Origin of the sequence: Enterobacter sp. LU1 (assembly GCF_008271405.2) — a bacterium.
GTDB lineage: Bacteria > Pseudomonadota > Gammaproteobacteria > Enterobacterales > Enterobacteriaceae > Enterobacter > Enterobacter hormaechei_C.
The window spans coordinates 2693955-2714975 of record NZ_CP043438.2; the positions used below are offsets into that span (position 1 = coordinate 2693955).

A 21021-nucleotide genomic window follows, 5' to 3' on the forward strand; every position below is an offset into this window, starting at 1 on the left:
AAGTTCTCCAAAAATCGCGCCTTCTCAGGCAGCGTTAATTACAAATTCTTCAATCGCCTGCCGGTTGCTCCACGACTTGGTCAGTGCGGCGGCATCCGCCGCATTCACCCAGCGGTAGGTCAGGTGTTCCGTGAACACGATCTCCCGCTCATGGGGAAGCGCAAGGCAGAACCACGATTCCGTATTGCGCTCAATGCCCGGTGCATAGCGATGACGTAAATGGCTAAAAATTTCAAACTCCACCGTGCGCTGACAGTCCTTCAGGGTCAGTTGCTCGTAAGCAACATCAATGGCGACCTCTTCCTTTACTTCACGCGCGGCGGCCTGCGGCGCGGTCTCTCCTTCTTCCAGGCTGCCGGTAACCGACTGCCAGAAATCCGGATCGTCGCGACGCTGCAACATCAGCACCCGCTTCGTGTCTTCTGCATAAATGACCACCAGAACCGAAACGGGACGCTTATATGCCATATCAGTTTTTCTCTTCCTTCTTCACCACCTCAATGCCCAGCTCAGCCAGCGCGGCCGGGTTGGCAAAGCTTGGCGCTTCAGTCATCAGACACGCCGCTGCGGTGGTTTTCGGGAAGGCGATCACATCACGGATGTTGTCGGTGCCGGTCAGCAGCATGGTCAGACGGTCAAGACCGAAGGCCAGACCCGCGTGCGGAGGGGTACCGTACTTCAGGGCGTCCAGCAGGAAGCCAAACTTCTCGCGCTGCTCCTGCTCGTTAATGCCCAGAATGCCGAACACGGTCTGCTGCATTTCACCGCTGTGAATACGCACGGAACCGCCGCCCACTTCGTAGCCGTTGATGACCATATCGTAGGCGTTTGCCACCGCGTCTTCCGGCGCTGCTTTCAGCTCTGCCGCCGTCATCTCTTTTGGCGAGGTGAACGGGTGGTGCATCGCGGTCAGGCCGCCTTCACCGTCGTCTTCAAACATCGGGAAGTCGATTACCCACAGCGGCGCCCATTTGCTTTCGTCGGTCAGGTTCAGGTCTTTGCCAAGCTTCAGACGCAGCGCGCCCATCGCATCCGCAACCACTTTCTTGTTGTCTGCACCGAAGAAGATCATGTCGCCGTCCTGCGCGCCGGTGCGCTCAAGGATCGCTTCCACGATGTCCGCATTCAGGAATTTCGCCACCGGGCTGGTGATGCCTTCCAGACCTTTTGCACGCTCGGTTACTTTAATATAGGCCAGACCTTTCGCGCCGTAGATCTTGATGAAGTTGCCGTAGTCGTCAATCTGCTTACGGCTCAGGGCAGCACCGCCCGGAACGCGCAGGGCAGCCACGCGGCCTTTCGGATCGTTAGCCGGGCCAGCAAAGACCGCGAACTCAACGGCTTTCACCAGGTCTGCCACGTCCACCAGCTCCATCGGGTTACGCAGGTCTGGTTTGTCGGAACCGTAGCGACGCTCGGCTTCCGCGAAGGTCATGACAGGGAAATCGCCCAGCTCAACGCCTTTCACGTCGTTCCACAGGCTACGCACCAGGGCTTCCATCACCTCACGCACCTGCTCAGCGGTCATGAAGGAGGTTTCCACATCGATCTGGGTAAATTCTGGCTGACGGTCAGCGCGCAGGTCTTCGTCGCGGAAGCATTTCACGATCTGATAGTAGCGATCGAAGCCGGACATCATCAGCAGCTGTTTGAAAAGCTGTGGTGACTGCGGCAGCGCGTAGAATTTGCCTTTATGGACGCGGGATGGCACCAGGTAGTCGCGCGCGCCTTCCGGCGTGGCTTTGGTCAGCATCGGGGTTTCGATATCAAGGAAACCGTGGTCATCCATAAAACGGCGCACCAGGCTGGTGATTTTCGCACGGGTTTTCAGGCGCTGAGCCATTTCCGGACGACGCAGATCCAGGTAGCGGTATTTCAGACGCGCTTCTTCGGTGTTGACGTGGTTGGAGTCCAGCGGCAACGCTTCCGCGCGGTTGATGATCGTCAGATCGGACGCCAGCACTTCGATAGCGCCGGTCGCCATGTCGGCGTTGACGTTTTTCTCGTCACGCGCACGCACGGTGCCCGTCACCTGAATGCAGAACTCATTGCGCAGCTCAGAAGCCAGCTTCAACGCATCAGCGCGATCCGGATCGAAGAACACCTGAACGATACCTTCGCGGTCACGCATATCAATAAAGATAAGGCTACCAAGATCGCGACGACGATTGACCCAACCACACAGGGTGACCTGCTGCCCGACGTGGGACTGACGCAGCTGCCCGCAATATTCTGTACGCATGAGATATCCCTTAATTAGCCGCAGGCTGATTGTCGCCTGTCTCGCAGGCTACGATGTCGCAGCTTTCTGTATGTCACAACTGGATGAAAAAAGGCGGCTATTATACTGGAAATTCTGCCGCACGATAAGAGCGAAGCACGGCCTGACGCGCGTTTGCTGAACTCTTATTGCCTATTCTCACAAAAATTAACAAAATTATCCGACCGATAACAGGCCATCACGTCGTAAGGTGTAGAAAAGCAATCATTTGACGGGAGTGACGATGTTTACACTTGATGCCACCAAAACCGCCCTTGTGGTCATTGATTTACAGGAAGGCATTCTGCCTTTTGCCGGTGGTCCGCACACCGCTGACGATGTGGTCAGCCGCGCTGCGCGCCTGGCAGAAAAATGCCGCGCCAGCGGCTCGCCTGTTGTTATGGTGCGCGTCGGCTGGTCCGCTGATTTCGCCGAAGCGTTAAAACAGCCGGTTGATGCCAAGGCCCCGGCGCAGGCGCTGCCGGACAACTGGTGGACATATCCTGTCTCGCTCGGTAAACGCGACAGCGATATAGAAGTCACCAAACGCCAGTGGGGCGCATTCTACGGCACCGACCTGGAGCTCCAGCTGCGCCGTCGCGGGATCGACACGATTATTCTGTGCGGGATCTCCACCAACATCGGTGTGGAATCCACCGCCCGTAACGCCTGGGAGCTGGGCTTTAACCTGGTGATCGCGGAAGATGCGTGCAGCGCAGCCTCTGCGGATCAGCACCAGGGCAGCATGACCCATATCTTCCCGCGTATCGGTCGCGTGCGCAGCACGGATGAGATCCTCAGCGCGCTATGATGTACGTGGGCCTGCCCCAGTGGTCGCACCCGAAATGGGTGCGCCTGGGTATTACCAGCCTTGAAGAGTATGCCCGACACTTTAACTGCGTTGAGGGCAATACCACGCTGTACGCTCTGCCCCGCGCGGAGATCGTCGAACGCTGGCGCGAGCAAACCACCGACGACTTCCGCTTTTGCTTTAAATTCCCGGCGACCATCTCCCACAACGCCGCGCTGCGCAACTGCGATGATTTAACCCACGAGTTTTTCACCCGGATGTCGCCTCTGGCCAACCGTATTGGCCAGTACTGGCTCCAGCTTCCCGCCACGTTTGGCCCGCGCGACCTGCCTGCCCTCTGGCAGTTTCTCGACGCCCTGCCGCATGGCTTCACCTACGGCGTAGAAGTAAGGCATCCGGAATTCTTTGCCAAGGGCGACGCGGAGAAAGCGCTCAATCGCGGCCTGCATGAACGATCGGTCAACCGCGTGATCCTCGACAGCCGCCCCGTACATAGCGCAATCCCGCACAGCGAAGCCGTTGTTGATGCCCAGCGCAAAAAACCGAAAGTGCCCGTCCACGCGATCGTAACGGCACAGAACCCGATGGTCCGGTTTATCGGCAGCGATAACATGCAGCAAAATGAGGAGATGTTCGCCGTCTGGCTGCAAACGCTGGCGAAATGGGAGCACACCACCACGCCGTACCTTTTTTTACATACGCCGGATATCGCACAGGCACCTGAACTGGTCGATGCTCTCTGGCAAGCCTTGCAGCAGGCGGTTCCGTCGGTTGGCCCCGCGCCGTCCATCCCACAACAATCTTCTCTTTTCTGAAATCACCCCCTATCATAGAGACGTGCCATCTGCCAAAAACAGGGAGTTAGTATGGTCAGCGCGCTGTATGCGGTGTTAGGTGCATTACTGCTGATTAAGTTTTCATTTGATGTTGTGCGCCTGAGAATGCAGTACCGCGTCTCGTACGGTGACGGGGGCTTTTCTGAGCTACAAAGCGCAATCCGCATCCACGGCAACGCGGTCGAGTACATTCCCGTCGCGTTAATTTTACTGCTGTTAATGGAGATGGATGGCGCTGAAACCTGGATGGTGCACGTCTGTGGACTGCTGCTGATAGCAGGGCGTTTGATGCATTATTATGGTTTTCACCACCGTCTGATCCGCTGGCGTCGTTCCGGCATGAGCGCGACCTGGTGCTCGCTTTTGCTGATGGTGCTGGCTAACCTTTGGTATATGCCGTGGGAGTTGGTTTTCTCCTTCCATTAGCGCACAATATGCCCCTTTATTTTTCCCGGATTTTTACGTTATGTCAGATCGCGACACGCTTTTTTCCGCGCCTATCGCCAGCCTGGGCGACTGGACCTTTGATGAACGGGTAGCCGAAGTCTTCCCGGATATGATCCAGCGCTCTGTTCCCGGTTATTCCAATATTATCTCCATGATCGGCATGCTGGCGGAGCGTTTTGTTCAACCCGGCACGCAGGTCTATGACCTGGGCTGTTCGCTGGGAGCGGCAACGCTGTCCATTCGTCGTAACGTTCATCACGAAGGCTGCAAGATTGTGGCTGTCGATAACTCACCGGCCATGGTCGAACGCTGCCGTCGCCACATTGATGCGTATAAAGCCCCTACGCCTGTGGAGGTGGTAGAAGGCGATATCCGCGATATCGACATCCAGAACGCCTCGATGGTGGTACTGAACTTTACCCTTCAGTTCCTGGTGCCGGACGATCGTCAGCGGTTGCTGGATAAAATTTATCAGGGCCTGAACCCGGGCGGCGCGCTGGTGCTGTCTGAGAAATTCAGCTTTGAAGACGCCAGCGTGGGCGAACTGCTGTTCAACATGCACCATGATTTCAAGCGTGCAAATGGCTACAGCGAGCTGGAGATCAGCCAGAAGCGCAGCATGCTTGAAAACGTCATGCTGACGGATTCCGTAGAAACCCACAAAGCGCGCCTGCGCAAAGCCGGATTTGAACACAGCGAACTGTGGTTCCAGTGCTTTAACTTTGGTTCTCTGGTGGCGCTTAAAGCCGGAGACGCAGCATGATCGAGTTCGGTAATTTCTATCAGCTGATTGCCAAAAACCACCTTTCCCACTGGCTGGAAACCCTGCCTGCGCAAATTGCCACCTGGCAGCGCGATCAGCAGCATGGTCTGTTGAAGCAGTGGTCCAACGCCGTGGAGTTTCTGCCTGAACTGACGCCTCATCGTCTGGATTTGCTGCACAGCGTGACGGCGGAGAGCGAAGAGCCGCTCCCGGCCGGGCAGATCAACCGCATCGAAACGCTGATGCGTAACCTGATGCCGTGGCGCAAAGGGCCGTTCTCGCTGTACGGCGTAAACATCAACACCGAGTGGCGTTCCGACTGGAAGTGGGATCGCGTTCTGCCGCATTTATCCGACCTGACCGGGCGCACCATTCTGGACGTGGGCTGCGGTAGCGGCTATCACATGTGGCGCATGATCGGCGCAGGCGCGCATCTGGCCGTCGGTATCGATCCGATGCAGCTGTTCCTGTGCCAGTTTGAAGCGGTGCGTAAGCTGCTGGGTAACGACCAGCGTGCGCACCTGCTGCCGCTGGGTATCGAGCAACTCCCTGCCCTGAAAGCGTTTGATACCGTTTTCTCGATGGGCGTGCTGTACCACCGTCGTTCCCCGCTGGAGCATCTCTGGCAGTTGAAAGATCAGCTGGTCAGCGGCGGCGAACTGGTGCTGGAAACGCTGGTCATCGAAGGCGATGAACATGCCGTTCTGGTGCCGGGCGATCGCTATGCGCAGATGCGCAACGTTTACTTCATCCCTTCCGCGCTGGCGCTGAAGAACTGGCTGGAGAAATGTGGATTTGTCGATGTACGCATCGCCGATGTGTGCGTGACGTCGGTTGAGGAACAGCGCCGCACCGACTGGATGATCACCGAATCGCTGGAGCAATTCCTCGACCCGGACGATCACAGTAAAACCATCGAAGGCTATCCGGCCCCGATGCGTGCGGTATTGATTGCGACCAAGCCGTAGCCTTTAGCCGGGTGGCGGCTGCGCCTTACCCGGCCTACGCGTGATTTCGTAGGCCCGGTAAGCGCAGCGCCACCGGGCAAAAAAGAAAAAAAGGCCCCTGTGTAATTTGCAGGGGCCTGGTACAAGCAAGCATCATATTGGGCGACATGATGCGCGGTAAAAATCGGTACGTTGCTACACGTGATGACGTTCAATCAACGATTTCATTACCGCAACCGACTCTCCATCCACACCGTAGCGCGAGTACTCATCCGCTTCAGCATCCGTCGACATTGACAACCCTGTATTGCGATAACGCATGGGTGAAGGTATCCATTTACCCGCCGAGCTGTGCAGCTCTTCCACCCCTGCGTTTAAAAACAGTTCCAGATTGCTGGCGCGTACTCCTGCGCCCGCCATGATTATTGGAACACCGGAATGTGCTTTTAGTTCCGTAATTAATTTCAGTCCTTTTTCAGCCGAAGACTGCTGGCCCGACGTCAGAACGCGCGCCACGCCCAGTTCTGCCAGCGTATCAAAGGCTTGTATCGGATCCTGACACATATCGAACGCACGATGAAAAGTGACCGCCATCCCCCGGGCGGCGCGCATGACCTGACGCATACGCGGAAGATCGATGTTGCCGTCTTCGTCCAGCACACCGATCACCAGCCCCGGAAAACCGGAATCACGGACGAGGGCGATATCCTCAAGCATGGCACTGAACTCACCCGCCGTATAACAAAAATCACCGCCGCGCGGGCGAATAATCGGGTGCACCGGAATAGTGATGGCCTGACGGGCTGATTTCAGCACGCCAAAGGACGGGGTTAATCCTCCTTCTTTCGGTGCCGCGCATAGCTCGATGCGATCGGCCCCCTGCCGTTGCGCAGTGACGGCACACTCCACGCTGTAACAACAAATTTCCAGCAGCGCCATGTCATCCTCCTTAAATTTCACTCAACGTACCATCGTGGCACGTTGCCCGATTGGTGTCTGGATCGACGCTCACAATGCTTACGCTTCGCTGGCGACGATCTGCTCGATAGTCCAGGGATGGAATTTCACCGTCACGTTGCCGTCCGTTACGGCAAGCGTAGGGTTCGGTAAGCGTTCGCGCTCCCCTTTTGGCGAGCTGGTTTTGACGAAAATACCCGGCTGGCTTAACCCCTCGTCGGAAAGCAGCGCCAGCGCACGGGCGTTCAGCGTCTCGGGCTCCCCAGGCAGAACAATTTCGATATGCTCCCAGCCTTCGTGCGGATAACGCTTCTCTCCTGGCCAGGGCAGTTCCACAACGGTGAATTGCCAGTGCGCCACCGTTACCGGCGCGTGAAGTTTGAACAGGCAGATCGGGCGACCGTTAATGATATTCTCCGACAGCAGTTCTCCGCACTGCTCAAAGCCACGCCGCCAGCGTTCGGCGGTGGCATTCTGGTGGCAGCGCAAAGAGATGTGATCGGCCTCAAGCGGCGCGATATCCAGCCCGAGACGGGTGGCAAGTTCTGTGAACGCCTGAGTGAAGCGCGGTAAATCTGCGGAAATATCATGCAGTTCGTCAATGGTATGCCAGTTCGCCATAGGTCAGTCTCGTTTCGTGTCGCAAAGCCGCTAATTTACTCTGTTGCCCTCTGTCGACCAACCGCAGAATCACGATTTTTCGACTGCATGATTATGCATACCGTCTTCGCCTGAATTCTGAGCGATCTTCGCCCCCCGCAGGGCTGACGCCCGAAGGCATTTGCAGTATACTCCCGCCCTAAATTCTTAAACTGGCGTGGGTGTTTTTTACCCGCATCAAAAACGTAAGGTATCCAGGTGAATATTCAGGCTCTTCTCTCAGAAAAAGTCAGTCAGGCACTGATTGCCGCAGGTGCGCCTGCGGATTGCGAACCCCAGGTTCGTCAGTCAGCGAAAGTACAGTTTGGCGACTATCAGGCTAATGGCGTGATGGCAGTGGCTAAAAAACTGGGCATGCCGCCGCGACAGCTCGCTGAGCAGGTACTGACGCATCTGGATCTCACCGGCATCGCCAGCAAAACCGAAATCGCCGGTCCAGGCTTTATCAACATTTTCCTTGAGCCTGCATTCCTCGCAAGCCACGTTGACGCGGCGCTGAAGTCTGACCGCCTGGGCGTGGCTCAGCCAGAAGCGCAGACCGTGGTGGTTGACTACTCCGCGCCAAACGTGGCGAAAGAGATGCACGTCGGTCACCTGCGCTCCACCATCATCGGTGACGCGGCGGTGCGTACCCTGGAGTTCCTTGGTCACAAGGTGATCCGCGCTAACCACGTAGGCGACTGGGGCACGCAGTTCGGCATGCTGATCGCGTATCTGGAAAAGCAGCAGCAGGAAAACGCAGGCGAAATGGCGCTGGCAGACCTGGAAGGTTTCTACCGTGAAGCCAAAAAGCACTATGACGAAGATGAAGCCTTCGCCGAGCGCGCGCGCAGCTACGTGGTGAAACTTCAAGGCGGCGACCCGTACTTCCTCGAGATGTGGCGCAAGCTGGTGGACATTACCATGTCCCAGAATCAGCTCACCTATAACCGTCTGAACGTGACCCTGACCCGTGACGACGTGATGGGTGAAAGCCTGTATAACCCGATGCTGCCAGGCATTGTGGCGGACCTGAAAGCTAAAAATCTGGCGGTGGAAAGCGAAGGCGCAACGGTGGTGTTCCTTGATGAGTATAAAAACAAGGAAGGCGAACCGATGGGTGTAATCGTCCAGAAAAAGGATGGCGGCTATCTCTACACCACCACCGACATCGCCTGTGCGAAATACCGTTACGAAACCCTGCATGCGGATCGCGTGCTGTATTACATCGACTCCCGTCAGCACCAGCACCTGATGCAGGCGTGGACTATCGTGCGTAAAGCGGGTTATGTGCCGGATTCCGTGCCGCTGGAACATCACATGTTCGGCATGATGCTGGGTAAAGACGGTAAGCCGTTCAAAACCCGTGCGGGCGGCACCGTGAAGCTTTCCGATCTGCTGGATGAAGCGCTGGAACGCGCGCGTCGCCTGGTGGCCGAGAAGAACCCGGATATGCCTGCTGACGAGCTGGAGAAACTGGCTAACGCGGTTGGGATCGGCGCGGTGAAATACGCGGATCTCTCCAAGAACCGTACCACCGACTATATCTTCGACTGGGACAACATGCTGGCGTTTGAAGGCAACACGGCGCCATATATGCAGTACGCTTATACCCGCGTACTCTCCGTCTTCCGTAAAGCCAATATCGACGAAAGCGTGCTGGCGAATGCCACGGTGACCCTTACCGAAGATCGTGAAGCACAGCTGGCTGCCCGCCTGCTTCAGTTCGAAGAGACGCTCTCCGTGGTCGCGCGTGACGGTACGCCGCACGTTATGTGTGCTTACCTGTACGATCTGGCCGGTCTGTTCTCTGGCTTCTACGAACACTGCCCTATCCTCTCTGCCGAGAGCGAAGCGGTGCGTCACAGCCGCCTGAAGCTGGCGCAGCTGACGGCGAAGACACTGAAGCTCGGTCTGGATACCCTGGGTATCGAAACCGTAGAACGTATGTAAAAAAGAAACCCGGCGAGCGCCGGGTTTTTTATTATCAGAAATATTTCCGCAAATATTCCGTCAGACACAGAATCGCCATTGCCTGGCCATACGGCATCGAGGTCAGCGGTATCTGGCGGTAAAACGCCAGATCGCTCCCCATCCCCGTCCCGAAGGACGTTTGCAGCAGCTCCCCTTCCGGCGAGATGTTTTGCACGATGCCGCGAATCGCTTTCTCCGCCACCTCTGCGTACTCTGCGCCGACATAACGCTTGCGCACGGCTTTCAGAATGCCGTAAGCAAACCCTGCCGTGGCCGACGCCTCCAGATAAGAATCAGGATCGTCCAGCAGCGTATGCCACAATCCGCTCTCGTCCTGACATTTTGCCAGTGCGGCGATCTGCGCGTTCAGTACCTGCACCAGATAGCGACGAACGGCGTTGTTTTCCGGCAGATCCACCAGCTCGAGGAAATCCGGGATCACGATGGTCAGCCAGCTGTTGCCGCGCGCCCAGCGGGCCCGGGCAAAGTTGTGATTGCCGTCGTAATTCCAGCCGTGGAACCACAGCCCGGTCTCCCGATCCATCAGATTCTGTACGTGGAGCAGGAACTGATAGATCGCCTCCTCGACGTACTCCGGCTTGTTCAGCAGCTTGCCGATTTTCGCCAGCGGCAGCACCGTCATCATCAGCGTGTCATCCCACATCTGCTGATGGTTCTCTTCCGCCAGGGTGATGTGCTGCATGCCGCCATGTTCGGTGCGCGGCATCTCATTCATCGCCCATTCCGCCCAACTTTCCAGCCACGGCAGCCAGGCCGGGTTTTTGGTCTCTTCGTAGCGATACGCCAGCGTCAGGAACGGCGACATGGTATTCACGTTTTTGGTGGTTGCGCCTTCAGCGAAACGGTCAGCAAACCAGCTGTCGATAATCTCGCGCATGCCTTCGTCACCGGTCTGGCAGTAATACTGCCAGATACCGTATAAACCGACGCCGTGGGTCCATTCCCATCCGGCCCAGCCTTTGGTGTCGATCACGCGCCCGTCGTCCAGCCGCAGCAAAAACTCACCCGTTTTGTCGTGGATATTGACCAGGTTATGCGTCACCTTTTGAATCAGCGATTTCAGCTCATCCCTGGCGATAAAGCGCTCAGGCTGACGCAGTAACGGGCTATGTTTGACAGGCCAAACTTTCATCATCTTAACCTCTGTTGTATGTCGAATTCAGTACCGCGCGATCCTTCAGCGAAGGGGCCGCCGGCTTATTGCGATTCAGATAACCGATGTTGTTGTTGCCCCACAGGGATTCATACGGCATTCCCGCCAGAATCTCCACGGTAGCGCGGGCCTGCGGGGTCACCGCCTCTGGCATCGCATGGCCGGACTCGCGCATTTTCGCGGTCTCTTCACGCAGGGTGCTGTGAGTCTGCAAATTGAGTTTGAAGCGCAGGGAGACAAGGAAGCCGCAGAACAGCACCAGAATAGTGCCAACGCTCAGGATCATCAGAATGGTGTGGCTCACTTCCGCAGGCTGTACTTTTTGCCCGCTGACAAAGCCCGACATCTGCATTACGATCCCCACCAGCATCACCGCACCGGCCTGAGACGCTTTACGGGTCAGCGTCATGATGCCCGCGAAGATCCCTTCGCGACGCTGACCGGTGATCACTTCGTCCACGTCAGCAATGTAGGTGTAGGTATTCCACGGTACGTAGTTGATACCCCCGCGGCCAAGACCGGCAACCGCAGAGATCAGCAGCAGCAGAGCGTAAACGTCGCTCAGGCCCGCGTAATAAAGCACCGCGTAAGAGAGCGAGGCCAGACCAAACAGCACGACCACCATGCGGTAAGACGGCGCAGGTCCGAAGCGAATGCACAGCGGGATCATGCCGATCACGGCGAGGAACTGGAAGATGGCCATCGTGCCCAGCAGGTTGGACGCCATTGACGCCTCCTGCATCAGCACAAATACCACGTAATAGGTGAACACCGCATTAAAGACGTCCTGGGCGATGTAGCCGCCAAGGTACATCCCCAGATGCTGCCGGAAAATCTTGATGCGCAGCGTCGAACTTAATTCGACAAAAAGACGGTTCAGGCTCTGGCCCAGGGTCAGCTTTTTCTTCTCTTCCTCGGCACGCAGGGCCGCTTCAGACCACTCTTCCCGCGGACGCTCCCAGGTGAAGAACCAGACGAAAGTAAGCATCAGCGCGCAGAGTACGGAGAAGACCAGGCTTGCATAGAAGAAGGAGATCGCGTTGTCTTTGCCGAAATGCGTGAGCAGGATCCCCGGCAGGAAGGAGGCCAGAATGGCGGACATCTGCGCCATAGAGATACGCGCCCCGGAGAATTTTGTTTTCTGTTTGAAATCGTCCGTCATCTCCGGCACCAGCGTTTCGTACGGCACCAGGATCATGGTGTAGACGATATCAAAGATCAGATAGGTCAGCAGGTAGTACCAGAAACTCATGTCCCCTACCCACATCAGCGAGTAGCTGAAAACGCAGGGAATACCGAGCAGGATGAAGAACTTACGACGGCCAAAACGCTTGCCCAGCCAGGTGGTGCCAAAGTTATCGGTTAAAAAGCCCATTAACGGGCTGACAACCGCATCCAGCACCCTTGCGGCAGCGAAGATAAAGGTTGCTTCAATCGGTGTGAGTCCACAGAAGGTGGTATAAAAATACAAAAGCCAGGCGGCCGTCAGGGCGGTAGTCCCCGCCCCGAGGAAGTCCCCTGACCCGTAAGCAAAATAATTTGCGAGTCCAATTTTACGTGTTTTCATTGCCGTCAACCCTAATCAGTTTTGGGAGACTCCCTGTAAGCAACCTCGTCCGGGAGTTTTTACACGGCTACAGTAAAAGTATCGACCTGTTGATACCTTTCTGTTTCTGCCATCACAAAGTGGTGAATGGCAAAAACGCAAAGAGTGTCAATACGCGTGTCACTGATTTATAAAACAGCGTTTCTTTTGTATCAAAAGGGAAGGTCATTTTTGCGAGCCAGCCTTCAGAAATGCCTGGAGACTGGCGAAAAGGCGGGCAGTTAGCGGTAGTTGACGAGCACCTCGTTGCGCTGAACCTTCAGCGCCGGGATCAGACGTCCACCGCCTGGCACTTCCCAGATAAAGCGTAAAGGCTCCTGAGCAGACACCCCGTTGAAGGCCTGGGTAGTGCCACGTTGACCCTCGATTTCCGCGCAGCGGGTCAGCGAGCACAGCCGCACCCGCAACCCGGCCGGTGTGGGTCCCGTCAGGGTGTAATTCCAGGCCACCAGCGTCATCTGCCCGGACACGGGCTCAGAGGCGGACAGCGGACGGGAGGAGATCGACTCACCCCGATGGTTGAGCGTCAAGCCGATACTGCTGGCCTGCCATGCCCCCTCGCCTGCGGCCTGCGCCGCCAGCGGGAAAAGTAAGATCCACAGCCACTTACGCATTATTTCCCTCCTATGGTCGCCGTCATGCGAATATTGCGGTTATCGGACAGCTCCATATTCGACAGCACTACCAGCTGGTTCAGGCTCCGGCGCAGGAAGCGCGACAGCAACGGACGCAGCGCGTGATTCACCAGCAGCACCGGCGGCGCGCCCAGCATCTCCTGACGCGCCAGCGCCTCCTGGGTTTGCGCCAGTAATCTGTCCGCCAGACCCGGCTCCAGCCCGCCACCGCCCTGCAACGCCTGAAGCAGCAGACGTTCCAGCGGCGTGTCCAGGCCAATGACCTGCACTTCGCCGGTTCCCGGGAACCATTGCTGGGTAATGGCGCGTCCGAGCGCCACGCGCACCACCGCCGTCAGTTCGTGCGGATCGCTTTGCAGCGGCGCATGTTCGGCCAGCGTCTCAAGGATGGTACGCATATCGCGAATGGGCACCTTCTCATCGAGCAGATTTTGCAGCACTTTGTGCAGGGTGGTTAAGGTCAGTATGCCCGGCACCAAATCTTCGGTCAGCTTCGGCATCTCCTGCGTTACGCGGTCGAGCAGCTGCTGCGCCTCCTGACGTCCAAACAGTTCCGCGGAGAACTGGCCAATCAGGTGGTTGAGGTGCGTCGCCACCACGGTACTGGCCTCAACGACCGTGTAACCCTGAATCTGGGCCTGCTCTTTCAGGGCGCTCTCAATCCAGATTGCCGCCAGACCAAAGGCCGGGTCGGTCGTCTGCTCACCCGGCAGCGTGCCTGCGGCGGTGCCCGGGTTAATCGCCAGCCAGCGGCCGGGGTACGCATCACCGCTGCCGATTTCCACCCCTTTCATCAGGATGCGGTAGCGCGCGGGCGGGAGATCCATATTGTCCCGGATGTGGACCACCGGCGGCAGGAAGCCCATATCCTGGGCGAATTTTTTACGAATGCTGCGGATACGGCCAAGCAGCTCACCATCCTGCTGGAAATCCACCATCGGGATCAGGCGGTACCCCACTTCCATCCCCAGCGAATCTTCGAGCTGTACGTCGTTCCAGGTGGCTTCCACCGCCTGGGTGTTCTCAGGCATTTTGACCGGCGCAGGCTCTGCCTTAGGCTGCGTTTCCCGGCCACGCATCCACCAGGCAAGCCCCAGCAGCGCAGCGGTGAACAGCAGGAATACCAGGTTTGGCATGCCCGGCACCATACCGAGCAGGCCCAGCACCGCCGCGGAGAGCAGCATAACGCGCGGGTTGCTGAAGAGCTGCCCCACCATCTGCTCGCCCACGTCCTGATCGGTACTGACGCGAGTCACAATCACGCCCGCCGCGGTGGAGATCACCAGCGCCGGGATCTGCGCCACCAGACCATCACCAATGGTCAGCAGCGTATAGCTTTCCGCTGCGTGGCCCATGTCCATGCCGTGTTGCAGCACGCCGACAAGCAGGCCGCCGACGACGTTAATCACCATGATCAGAATGCCCGCGATGGCGTCACCGCGCACAAACTTACTCGCACCGTCCATGGAGCCGTAGAAATCTGCCTCCTGGGTCACTTCAGCACGGCGTTTTTTCGCTTCATCTTCCGCGATCAGCCCGGCATTCAGGTCCGCGTCGATGGCCATCTGCTTGCCCGGCATCCCGTCGAGCACGAAGCGCGCGCCCACTTCTGCGATACGCCCCGCCCCTTTAGTGATAACCATGAAGTTAATAATCACCAGAATGACGAACACCACGATACCGATGGCGAAGTTGCCGCCCACCAGGAAGTGACCGAAGGCTTCGACCACCTTGCCCGCCGCCGCCGCGCCGGTGTGCCCTTCCATCAGGATGATACGCGTGGAGGCAACGTTCAGCGCCAGGCGCAGCAGCGTGGTGAACAGCAGGATCGTTGGAAACGCGGCGAACTCCAGCGTGCGCTGGGTGAACATCGCCACCAGCAACACCATGATGGACAACGCAATGTTGAAGGTGAAAAGCAGGTCGAGGATAAATGCCGGTAACGGCAGCACCATCATCGACAGAATTAGCAGGATCAGAATCGGTCCGGCAAGGATCTGCCATTGCGTCGATTTCAGGTTGCCGGGCAGGCGCAACATTGCCACCAGATTAGCCATCAGTGTCCTTCTCGTTCAAAAAATCCAGTGCTTCAGGCACCGGAAGGTTCTCAGGTTTTACAGGTCGTTGACCGCCCGCTAAACGCCAGCGTTTCAGTTGCCACACCCAGGCCAGCACCTCTGCGACAGCGGCGTAGAGCTGGCCCGGGATCTGTTGTCCAATTTCCGCGTGGCGATACAGCGCGCGAGCCAGCGGCGGTGCTTCCAGGATCGGCACACGGTTTTCCGTGGCGATTTCACGAATGCGCAGCGCAATCAGTCCGGCCCCTTTCGCCACCACTTTCGGCGCGCTCATTTTGTTTTCGTCGTACTGAAGCGCCACGGAGTAGTGGGTCGGGTTGGTGACGATGACGTCGGCTTTCGGCACATCTTCCATCATGCGCCGACGCGCGGCGGCGCGCTGCATCTGGCGGATACGGCCCTTAACGTGCGGGTCGCCTTCCATCTGTTTATATTCATCGCGGATGTCCTGACGCGACATTCGCAGCTTTTTGATATGGGAATAGATCTGGAAGATAACGTCGAACGCCACCATCGGAATAATGCTGAGTACCACCAGCAGCGAGCATAACCCGACCAGGTTCAGGGCATTCTTCATCGCCGTCATCGGGGACTCGCTGATGAGGCGCATCATCTCCGGCCAGTGGTGCCACAGAAAAAACCCGGCGGTACTGCCCATAAGAAGCGATTTCAGGATCGCTTTAAGAAGCTCAGCCCCGGTTTGCGCGGAAAACATTTTCGCAATGCCGGGGAACGGATTGAGCTTAGAGAATTTCGGTTGCAGCGATTTTCCGCTGAACACCAGGCCACCGAGCATGACCGGCGAAACCAGGGCCACGATGACCACGCCCGCGATCAGCGGCAGCAAGGCGAGCATCGCGCTTTTCACAAGGTTGATGATCTGAATGAGGATCAGATTGGGGTCATTGACCATGCTGTGATCAAAACGTAAGCCAGCCGAGAGCATTCCCGCCAGTCTGCGGGCGAGCATCTCCCCGCCCCACCAGATTATGCAGACGCCCACCACCAGGATCAGCAGGGATGTCAGCTCTCGGGATCGGGGGATCTGCCCATCCTCACGGGCTTTTTCAAGTCGGTGGGGTGTGGGGGCTTCTGTTTTGTCGTCGTTCTCTTCTGCCACTGTGCCTGCTCGCAGCCCATTAATTCACGGGTATCATGCCAGCGCAGAGAAAATCCAATGGCGGGAAAAGCCCGTTTATTCGGGCTCTTTTCGCTGTTTTTATTCTGAGCTGCCTCAGGCCGCGTTAACGACCTGAGGCAAAACGGGCAATCAGAAACCAAGACTGTCCAGCAGATCGTCCACCTGATCCTGGCTTGCCACCACGCCCGCTTTGCTGGTGTCAAGCTGTGGACCATTGAGCAGGCTTTCGTTCTCGCGTTTCGGACGGGCAGCCGGTTCCGGTATGTTCTCCAGCAGCACCATCAGCAGCTGACGTTCAATCTCCTGAATCACATCCATCATGCGCTTGATCACCTGGCCGGTGAGGTCCTGGAAATCCTGTGCCATCATGATGTCCAGCAGTTGGGCATTGGTGAAGCTGGTGTGCCCCGGCACGTCACCCAGGTACTGACGGGTATCCGTTACCAGTTCGCGGGCATCCGCCAGCTCAATAGGGTTCTCAAACCACTCATCCCAGCGTTTGCTCAGCGCTTTCGCACCCTTCTCCATCGCATCCTGGTGCGGCTGCGAGGCTTCAACGCTGTTCAGCGCACGCTCGGCCGCCTGCGCGGTCATCTGTACGACGTAGTCCAGACGGTCGCGCGCGTCAGGGATGGCTTCCGCCGCTTCGGCGATAGCCTGGTCCAGCCCCAGCTCGCGCAGGCTGTCGCGCAGCATGCGGGTCAGGCTACCAATGCGGGCAATAATGTCGCTCGGCGAATGTTCTTCAACGGGTTTCATAGCAGGTTGCAACATATCCATCACCTCACATGCCGAGTTTCTCGAAGATCTTCCCGAGCTTCTCTTCCAGAGTCGCCGCGGTGAATGGCTTCACCACGTAGCCGCTTGCGCCCGCCTGTGCAGCGGCAATAATGTTCTCTTTCTTCGCTTCTGCGGTCACCATCAGCACCGGCAAAGAGGCCATGCCCGCATCCGCGCGGATGGTTTTCAGCAGTTCGAGACCGTCCATGTTCGGCATGTTCCAGTCGGAAATCACAAAACCAAACCCGCCAGCCTGGAGTTTGTTCAGCGCATCCACCCCGTCTTCTGCTTCTTCAACATTGTTGAAGCCCAGCTCTTTCAGCAGGTTGCGCACAATGCGACGCATGGTGGAAAAGTCATCCACAACCAAAAACTTAAGCTCTTTATCCGCCATAAAATAATACTCCTGAGTCAAATACGTATTGCCTGTCCGGCACTGATTTTCGCCAGCATCTGCTGGCTTACCTGGCTAAGATCGACCACTTCGCTTACGCCACCCATATTGATGGCCTCGCGCGGCATGCCGAACACCACACAACTTGCTTCATTCTGCGCAATCGTCCAGGCACCAGCCTGGTGCATCGCAAGCATTCCGGCGGCGCCGTCGTTGCCCATCCCCGTCAGGATCACCCCAACGGCGTTGCGCCCCGCATGTTTCGCCACCGAATGAAACAGCACATCCACCGACGGACGGTGCCGGTTAACCGGCGGCCCGTCATGAATTTTGATTTGATAGTTCGCCCCGCTGCGCGCCAGCTCCATGTGCTTGTCACCCGGGGCGATATAGGCGTGACCCGGCAGCACGCGCTCGCCGTCTTCCGCCTCTTTCACGCTGATCTGGCACAGCTTATTCAGGCGCTCCGCGAACGAACGGGTAAACCCTGGCGGCATATGTTGCGTGATCAGAATACCCGGGCTTGAGAGCGGCAATGGCTGGAGTACATGGCGAATTGCCTCTGTTCCTCCGGTTGACGCCCCAATGACCAGCAACTTTTCCGAGCTGAGTAACGGCCCTGCCTTCAGGGTTGCCGGAGCTGCCATCGGCTTGTGGGCCGCGAGTTTTGCGCGCGACGCGGTACGGATTTTCTCGGCGATCATCTCGCTGTACGCCAGCATCCCCTCGCGAATGCCGAGCTGCGGCTTGGTGACAAAATCCACCGCCCCCAGCTCCAGCGCGCGCAGGGTGATTTCTGAACCTTTACCGGTCAGAGATGACACCATCACCACCGGCATCGGGCGCAGGCGCATTAATTTTTCCAGGAAATCGATGCCATCCATGCGCGGCATTTCAACATCCAGCGTCAGCACGTCGGGGTTATATTTTTTGATTAAATCCCGCGCGACCAGCGGATCGGGTGCTGTCGCCACCATCTCCATATCGCTGTGGCTATTGATGATTTCGGTCATGATCTGACGCATCAGCGCCGAATCATCGACAGACAATACCCTGATTTTACTCATGCTTTTTCCTTACTCAGCGCATATACCGTTTGCCCACGCAGGCTAAACTCACGCACGAGGTTGCTGAAGTTTTCCGAGTGCCCGGCAAACAGTAAACCGTCAGGCTTGAGCAACGGAACAAAGCGACGCAGGATGTCCTGTTGCGTCGTTTTATCAAAATAGATCATCACGTTACGGCAAAAAATGGCGTCGAATGGCCCCGGCACGTTGTACTGCTTATCCAGTAAATTAACGGGAGCAAATTCCACGCAGTTCGCCAGCTCCTGGCGTACGCGCACCAGTCCTTCATGCGGGCCGGTACCGCGCATGAAGTAACGCTGTAGCTGCTGAGGAGACAGCGTTTTAAGCTCATCCTGGCGATAAACGCCGTTACGGGCTTTTTCCAGCACTTCGGTATCGATGTCGCTGGCGTACACTTTCCAGCGGCCCGGCGCCATGCCCAGGGTGTCCGCCAGGGTGATGGCCAGCGAGTACGGTTCTTCCCCGGTAGAGGCCGCCGCGCTCCAGACGCGATACTCTCCGCTACGGCGACGGGCGTGTTCCGCCAGCACCGGGAAGTGATGCGCCTCGCGGAAAAACGCGGTCAGGTTGGTGGTTAATGAGTTGATAAATGCCTGCCATTCGGCGCTGTTCTGGTTCGCTTCGAGCATGCTCAGATAGCGGCCAAAATCATCCAGCCCCAGCGTACGCAAGCGCCGCACCAGCCGGTTGTAGACCATGTCTCGCTTATGGTCCGCAAGCACGATCCCCGCACGCTGGTAGATTAACTGACATATCCGACGAAAATGCGCGTCGGACAGCGCGAGGCGCTGTGTCATCTGCAACAATAATGACGTTTGCCCTGAGGGCATGGGTGATGTCATAGCGCCTTCTTAATCACATTCAGGATACAACGGGCACGGCCTGTGACCGTCCGACTTCTGTTACTGCTTCAACGTGCTCTTTCACATTAAATACGGCGACCAACCCGGTAAGGTGATCCGCCTGGTTTGCCAGCTGATCGGTAGCCGCCGCCGCCTCTTCCACCAGTGAGGCGTTCTGCTGCGTAACCTGATCCATCTGTGTAACGGCCTGCGCCACCTGCTCAATACCACGGCGTTGTTCATCAGACGCCGAGGCAATCTCGCCCATAATGTCGTTAACCCGCGTCACGGAGGTGACAATCTCGTGCATGGTCTGCGCGGCGGTATCCACCAGCGCGGAGCCCTGCTGAACGCGGGAGACCGACTCTTCTATCAGCCCTTTGATCTCTTTCGCCGCATTGGCGCTGCGGCTGGCGAGGTTTCGGACTTCACCGGCAACCACCGCGAACCCGCGCCCCTGCTCCCCGGCACGCGCCGCTTCAACGGCCGCGTTCAGCGCCAGAATATTGGTCTGGAACGCGATACCGTCGATGACGCTGATAATGTCGCCAATTTTCTGCGAGCTGGCGGCAATCTCCTGCATCGTGCTGGCGACGTGAGAGGCCTGATCGCCCCCACGTTTCGCCGTCATCGCCGCCTGTTTTGACAAGTCGGACGCCTGACGCGCGTTATCGGCGTTCTGGCTTACCGTCGCGGTCAGCTGCTCCATGCTGGCCGCCGTCTGCGCCAGCGATGCCGCCTGCTGTTCGGTGCGGGATGAGAGATCGTTATTGCCTGCCGCAATCTCGGAGATCCCGGTATGCATGGCGTAACTGCCCTGGCGAACGTTGCTTACCGTTTCCCGCAGCGACCCCTGCATCGCCTTCAGGCTGGCGAAAATCGCTGATATTTCATTCCTGCCATACACGGCCACCGGACGCGCCAGATCGCCCTTCGCCATACTGTCGAAGTGGCTTCTGACGATGGCCAGCGGCTGGACGATCATTTTGCGCGACCACCACAGCGAGCCGCCGGTCAGCAGGGCGGCCAGGATCACCATGGTCAGGAAAATCGCCCCTGACATGCGGTAGCTGGTACGGCTGTCCGCACCGGCACGCGCCACAAACTGGTTAATATCCTGCTGCCAGGCGTTAAAGCTATCGTCGAACGCCGCCTGAGACGCCTGCACCGGCGCGGTCAGGAAGTCAGAAAGCTGGTTGTTCTCCAGCCACGTCGCCTGATGGTCGAGATCGCCGTACCACACATCAAAGGTCTTTTTCATGGCGACTTTCAGCGCTTTCTCTTTCTCACTGACCGCCTCCTGCGCCGTAAAGGCCTTAAACTGCGCGTCGGCCTGCTTCAGGCTGCTGCGGGCCACGACCATCAGCGCCTTAATATCCTCCGGCGGATAGCTCAGCGCGGTTAACGTCCCTGCTTTGTTCAGCGCCGTGCTTGCCTGCAACAGCACGGCACGCGTTTGTGCCAGTGCGGAGCGCTGCTGATTACTCGTCTCAACTTCCTGCAAATTCTGATAGCCATCGCGAAACGCCCAGAAAGACAACCCGTTACTGCCAACCTGCAAAACCCCACACAGGATCAGAATCAAAAACAGTGTGGTCGAGATACGAATACGATTTAACATCCACGCTCCCATCAAGCGGCAAGCAGCC

At 57.5% G+C, this 21021-nt stretch carries 20 protein-coding genes; 6 read left to right on the forward strand and 14 right to left on the reverse strand.

All coding sequences use genetic code 11. The features are described 5' to 3' along the window. Positions 1 to 24: 24 nt before the first annotated feature. Positions 25 to 468 carry a dihydroneopterin triphosphate diphosphatase gene (nudB, locus tag FZF21_RS12945; RefSeq protein WP_023296808.1) on the reverse strand — a complete coding sequence of 148 codons (444 nt, stop codon included), beginning with the start codon at positions 466 to 468 and terminating at the stop codon, positions 25 to 27. 1 nt (position 469) lies between these two features. Then, positions 470 to 2242, reverse strand: coding sequence for an aspartate--tRNA ligase (gene aspS / locus FZF21_RS12950; RefSeq protein WP_017384352.1), 1773 nt, complete (start codon positions 2240 to 2242; stop codon positions 470 to 472). Positions 2243 to 2504: 262 nt separating this feature from the next. Here aspS and FZF21_RS12955 point away from each other — a divergent pair, with 262 nt between their 5' ends. The 5 genes from FZF21_RS12955 to cmoB are packed head-to-tail and all read left to right on the forward strand — an operon-like array spanning position 2505 to position 6085. After that, entirely contained in the window at positions 2505 to 3071 is a 567-nt protein-coding gene (locus FZF21_RS12955; protein WP_015570278.1) for a hydrolase, read from the forward strand. Further along, complete coding sequence (locus FZF21_RS12960) at positions 3068 to 3886, forward strand: DUF72 domain-containing protein (RefSeq protein WP_040117791.1); 819 nt, start codon at positions 3068 to 3070, stop codon at positions 3884 to 3886. Before FZF21_RS12955 ends, FZF21_RS12960 begins: the two co-directional genes overlap by 4 nt. A 51-nt stretch (positions 3887 to 3937) precedes the next feature. Continuing rightward, on the forward strand, positions 3938 to 4333 hold the full coding sequence (locus tag FZF21_RS12965; protein WP_003859737.1) for an MAPEG family protein: 396 nt from the start codon (positions 3938 to 3940) through the stop codon (positions 4331 to 4333). A 40-nt stretch (positions 4334 to 4373) separates the two neighbouring features. Further along, positions 4374 to 5117 carry a carboxy-S-adenosyl-L-methionine synthase CmoA gene (gene cmoA, locus FZF21_RS12970; RefSeq protein ID WP_003859735.1) on the forward strand — a complete coding sequence of 248 codons (744 nt, stop codon included), beginning with the start codon at positions 4374 to 4376 and terminating at the stop codon, positions 5115 to 5117. Next, entirely contained in the window at positions 5114 to 6085 is a 972-nt protein-coding gene (gene cmoB / locus FZF21_RS12975) for a tRNA 5-methoxyuridine(34)/uridine 5-oxyacetic acid(34) synthase CmoB (protein WP_015570275.1), read from the forward strand. The genes cmoA and cmoB overlap by 4 nt, the downstream gene beginning before the upstream one ends. Positions 6086 to 6259: 174 nt before the next feature. Here the strand turns inward: cmoB and cutC are convergent, their stop codons facing one another. Next, a complete protein-coding gene (cutC, locus tag FZF21_RS12980; RefSeq protein WP_032669628.1) occupies positions 6260 to 7003 on the reverse strand; it encodes a copper homeostasis protein CutC in 744 nt (247 codons plus the stop codon). 78 nt (positions 7004 to 7081) lie between these two features. Then, the gene (locus tag FZF21_RS12985) at positions 7082 to 7642 is read right to left on the reverse strand and encodes a VOC family protein (RefSeq protein ID WP_015570274.1); all 561 of its coding nucleotides are present in this window, start codon (positions 7640 to 7642) and stop codon (positions 7082 to 7084) included. 237 nt (positions 7643 to 7879) lie between these two features. Here FZF21_RS12985 and argS point away from each other — a divergent pair, with 237 nt between their 5' ends. Then, positions 7880 to 9613, forward strand: coding sequence for an arginine--tRNA ligase (gene argS / locus FZF21_RS12990; protein WP_023294934.1), 1734 nt, complete (start codon positions 7880 to 7882; stop codon positions 9611 to 9613). A 34-nt stretch (positions 9614 to 9647) separates the two neighbouring features. On the opposite strand, the gene FZF21_RS12995 is transcribed toward argS, so the two are convergent. The 10 genes from FZF21_RS12995 to tap all read right to left on the reverse strand — a co-directional run bounded on the left by FZF21_RS12995 (position 9648) and on the right by tap (position 20993). Next, on the reverse strand, positions 9648 to 10787 hold the full coding sequence (locus tag FZF21_RS12995) for a glycoside hydrolase family 105 protein (protein WP_026080697.1): 1140 nt from the start codon (positions 10785 to 10787) through the stop codon (positions 9648 to 9650). A gap of 4 nt (positions 10788 to 10791) precedes the next feature. After that, complete coding sequence (locus tag FZF21_RS13000; protein WP_045907557.1) at positions 10792 to 12375, reverse strand: MFS transporter; 1584 nt, start codon at positions 12373 to 12375, stop codon at positions 10792 to 10794. Between the two features lie 260 nt (positions 12376 to 12635). Then, positions 12636 to 13028: a flagellar protein FlhE gene (locus FZF21_RS13005; protein ID WP_023303901.1), complete on the reverse strand. Its 393-nt coding sequence runs from the start codon at positions 13026 to 13028 to the stop codon at positions 12636 to 12638. After that, on the reverse strand, positions 13028 to 15106 hold the full coding sequence (gene flhA / locus FZF21_RS13010; RefSeq protein ID WP_149121301.1) for a flagellar biosynthesis protein FlhA: 2079 nt from the start codon (positions 15104 to 15106) through the stop codon (positions 13028 to 13030). The genes FZF21_RS13005 and flhA overlap by 1 nt, the downstream gene beginning before the upstream one ends. Beyond that, positions 15099 to 16247 (reverse strand): flagellar biosynthesis protein FlhB, encoded by a 1149-nt coding sequence (gene flhB, locus FZF21_RS13015; protein ID WP_017693236.1) that lies wholly within the window; start codon positions 16245 to 16247, stop codon positions 15099 to 15101. Before flhB ends, flhA begins: the two co-directional genes overlap by 8 nt. Before the next feature lie 150 nt (positions 16248 to 16397). Further along, positions 16398 to 17042 (reverse strand): protein phosphatase CheZ, encoded by a 645-nt coding sequence (cheZ, locus tag FZF21_RS13020; RefSeq protein WP_003859718.1) that lies wholly within the window; start codon positions 17040 to 17042, stop codon positions 16398 to 16400. Positions 17043 to 17052: 10 nt separating this feature from the next. Next, entirely contained in the window at positions 17053 to 17442 is a 390-nt protein-coding gene (cheY, locus tag FZF21_RS13025; RefSeq protein ID WP_000763862.1) for a chemotaxis response regulator CheY, read from the reverse strand. Positions 17443 to 17459: 17 nt separating this feature from the next. Next, a complete protein-coding gene (locus FZF21_RS13030; RefSeq protein ID WP_014884341.1) occupies positions 17460 to 18509 on the reverse strand; it encodes a chemotaxis response regulator protein-glutamate methylesterase in 1050 nt (349 codons plus the stop codon). Beyond that, positions 18506 to 19372: a protein-glutamate O-methyltransferase CheR gene (gene cheR, locus FZF21_RS13035; RefSeq protein ID WP_017384409.1), complete on the reverse strand. Its 867-nt coding sequence runs from the start codon at positions 19370 to 19372 to the stop codon at positions 18506 to 18508. The genes FZF21_RS13030 and cheR overlap by 4 nt, the downstream gene beginning before the upstream one ends. 19 nt (positions 19373 to 19391) lie before the next feature. After that, entirely contained in the window at positions 19392 to 20993 is a 1602-nt protein-coding gene (tap, locus tag FZF21_RS13040) for a methyl-accepting chemotaxis protein IV (RefSeq protein ID WP_017384410.1), read from the reverse strand. Between the last annotated feature and the right edge of the window lie 28 nt (positions 20994 to 21021).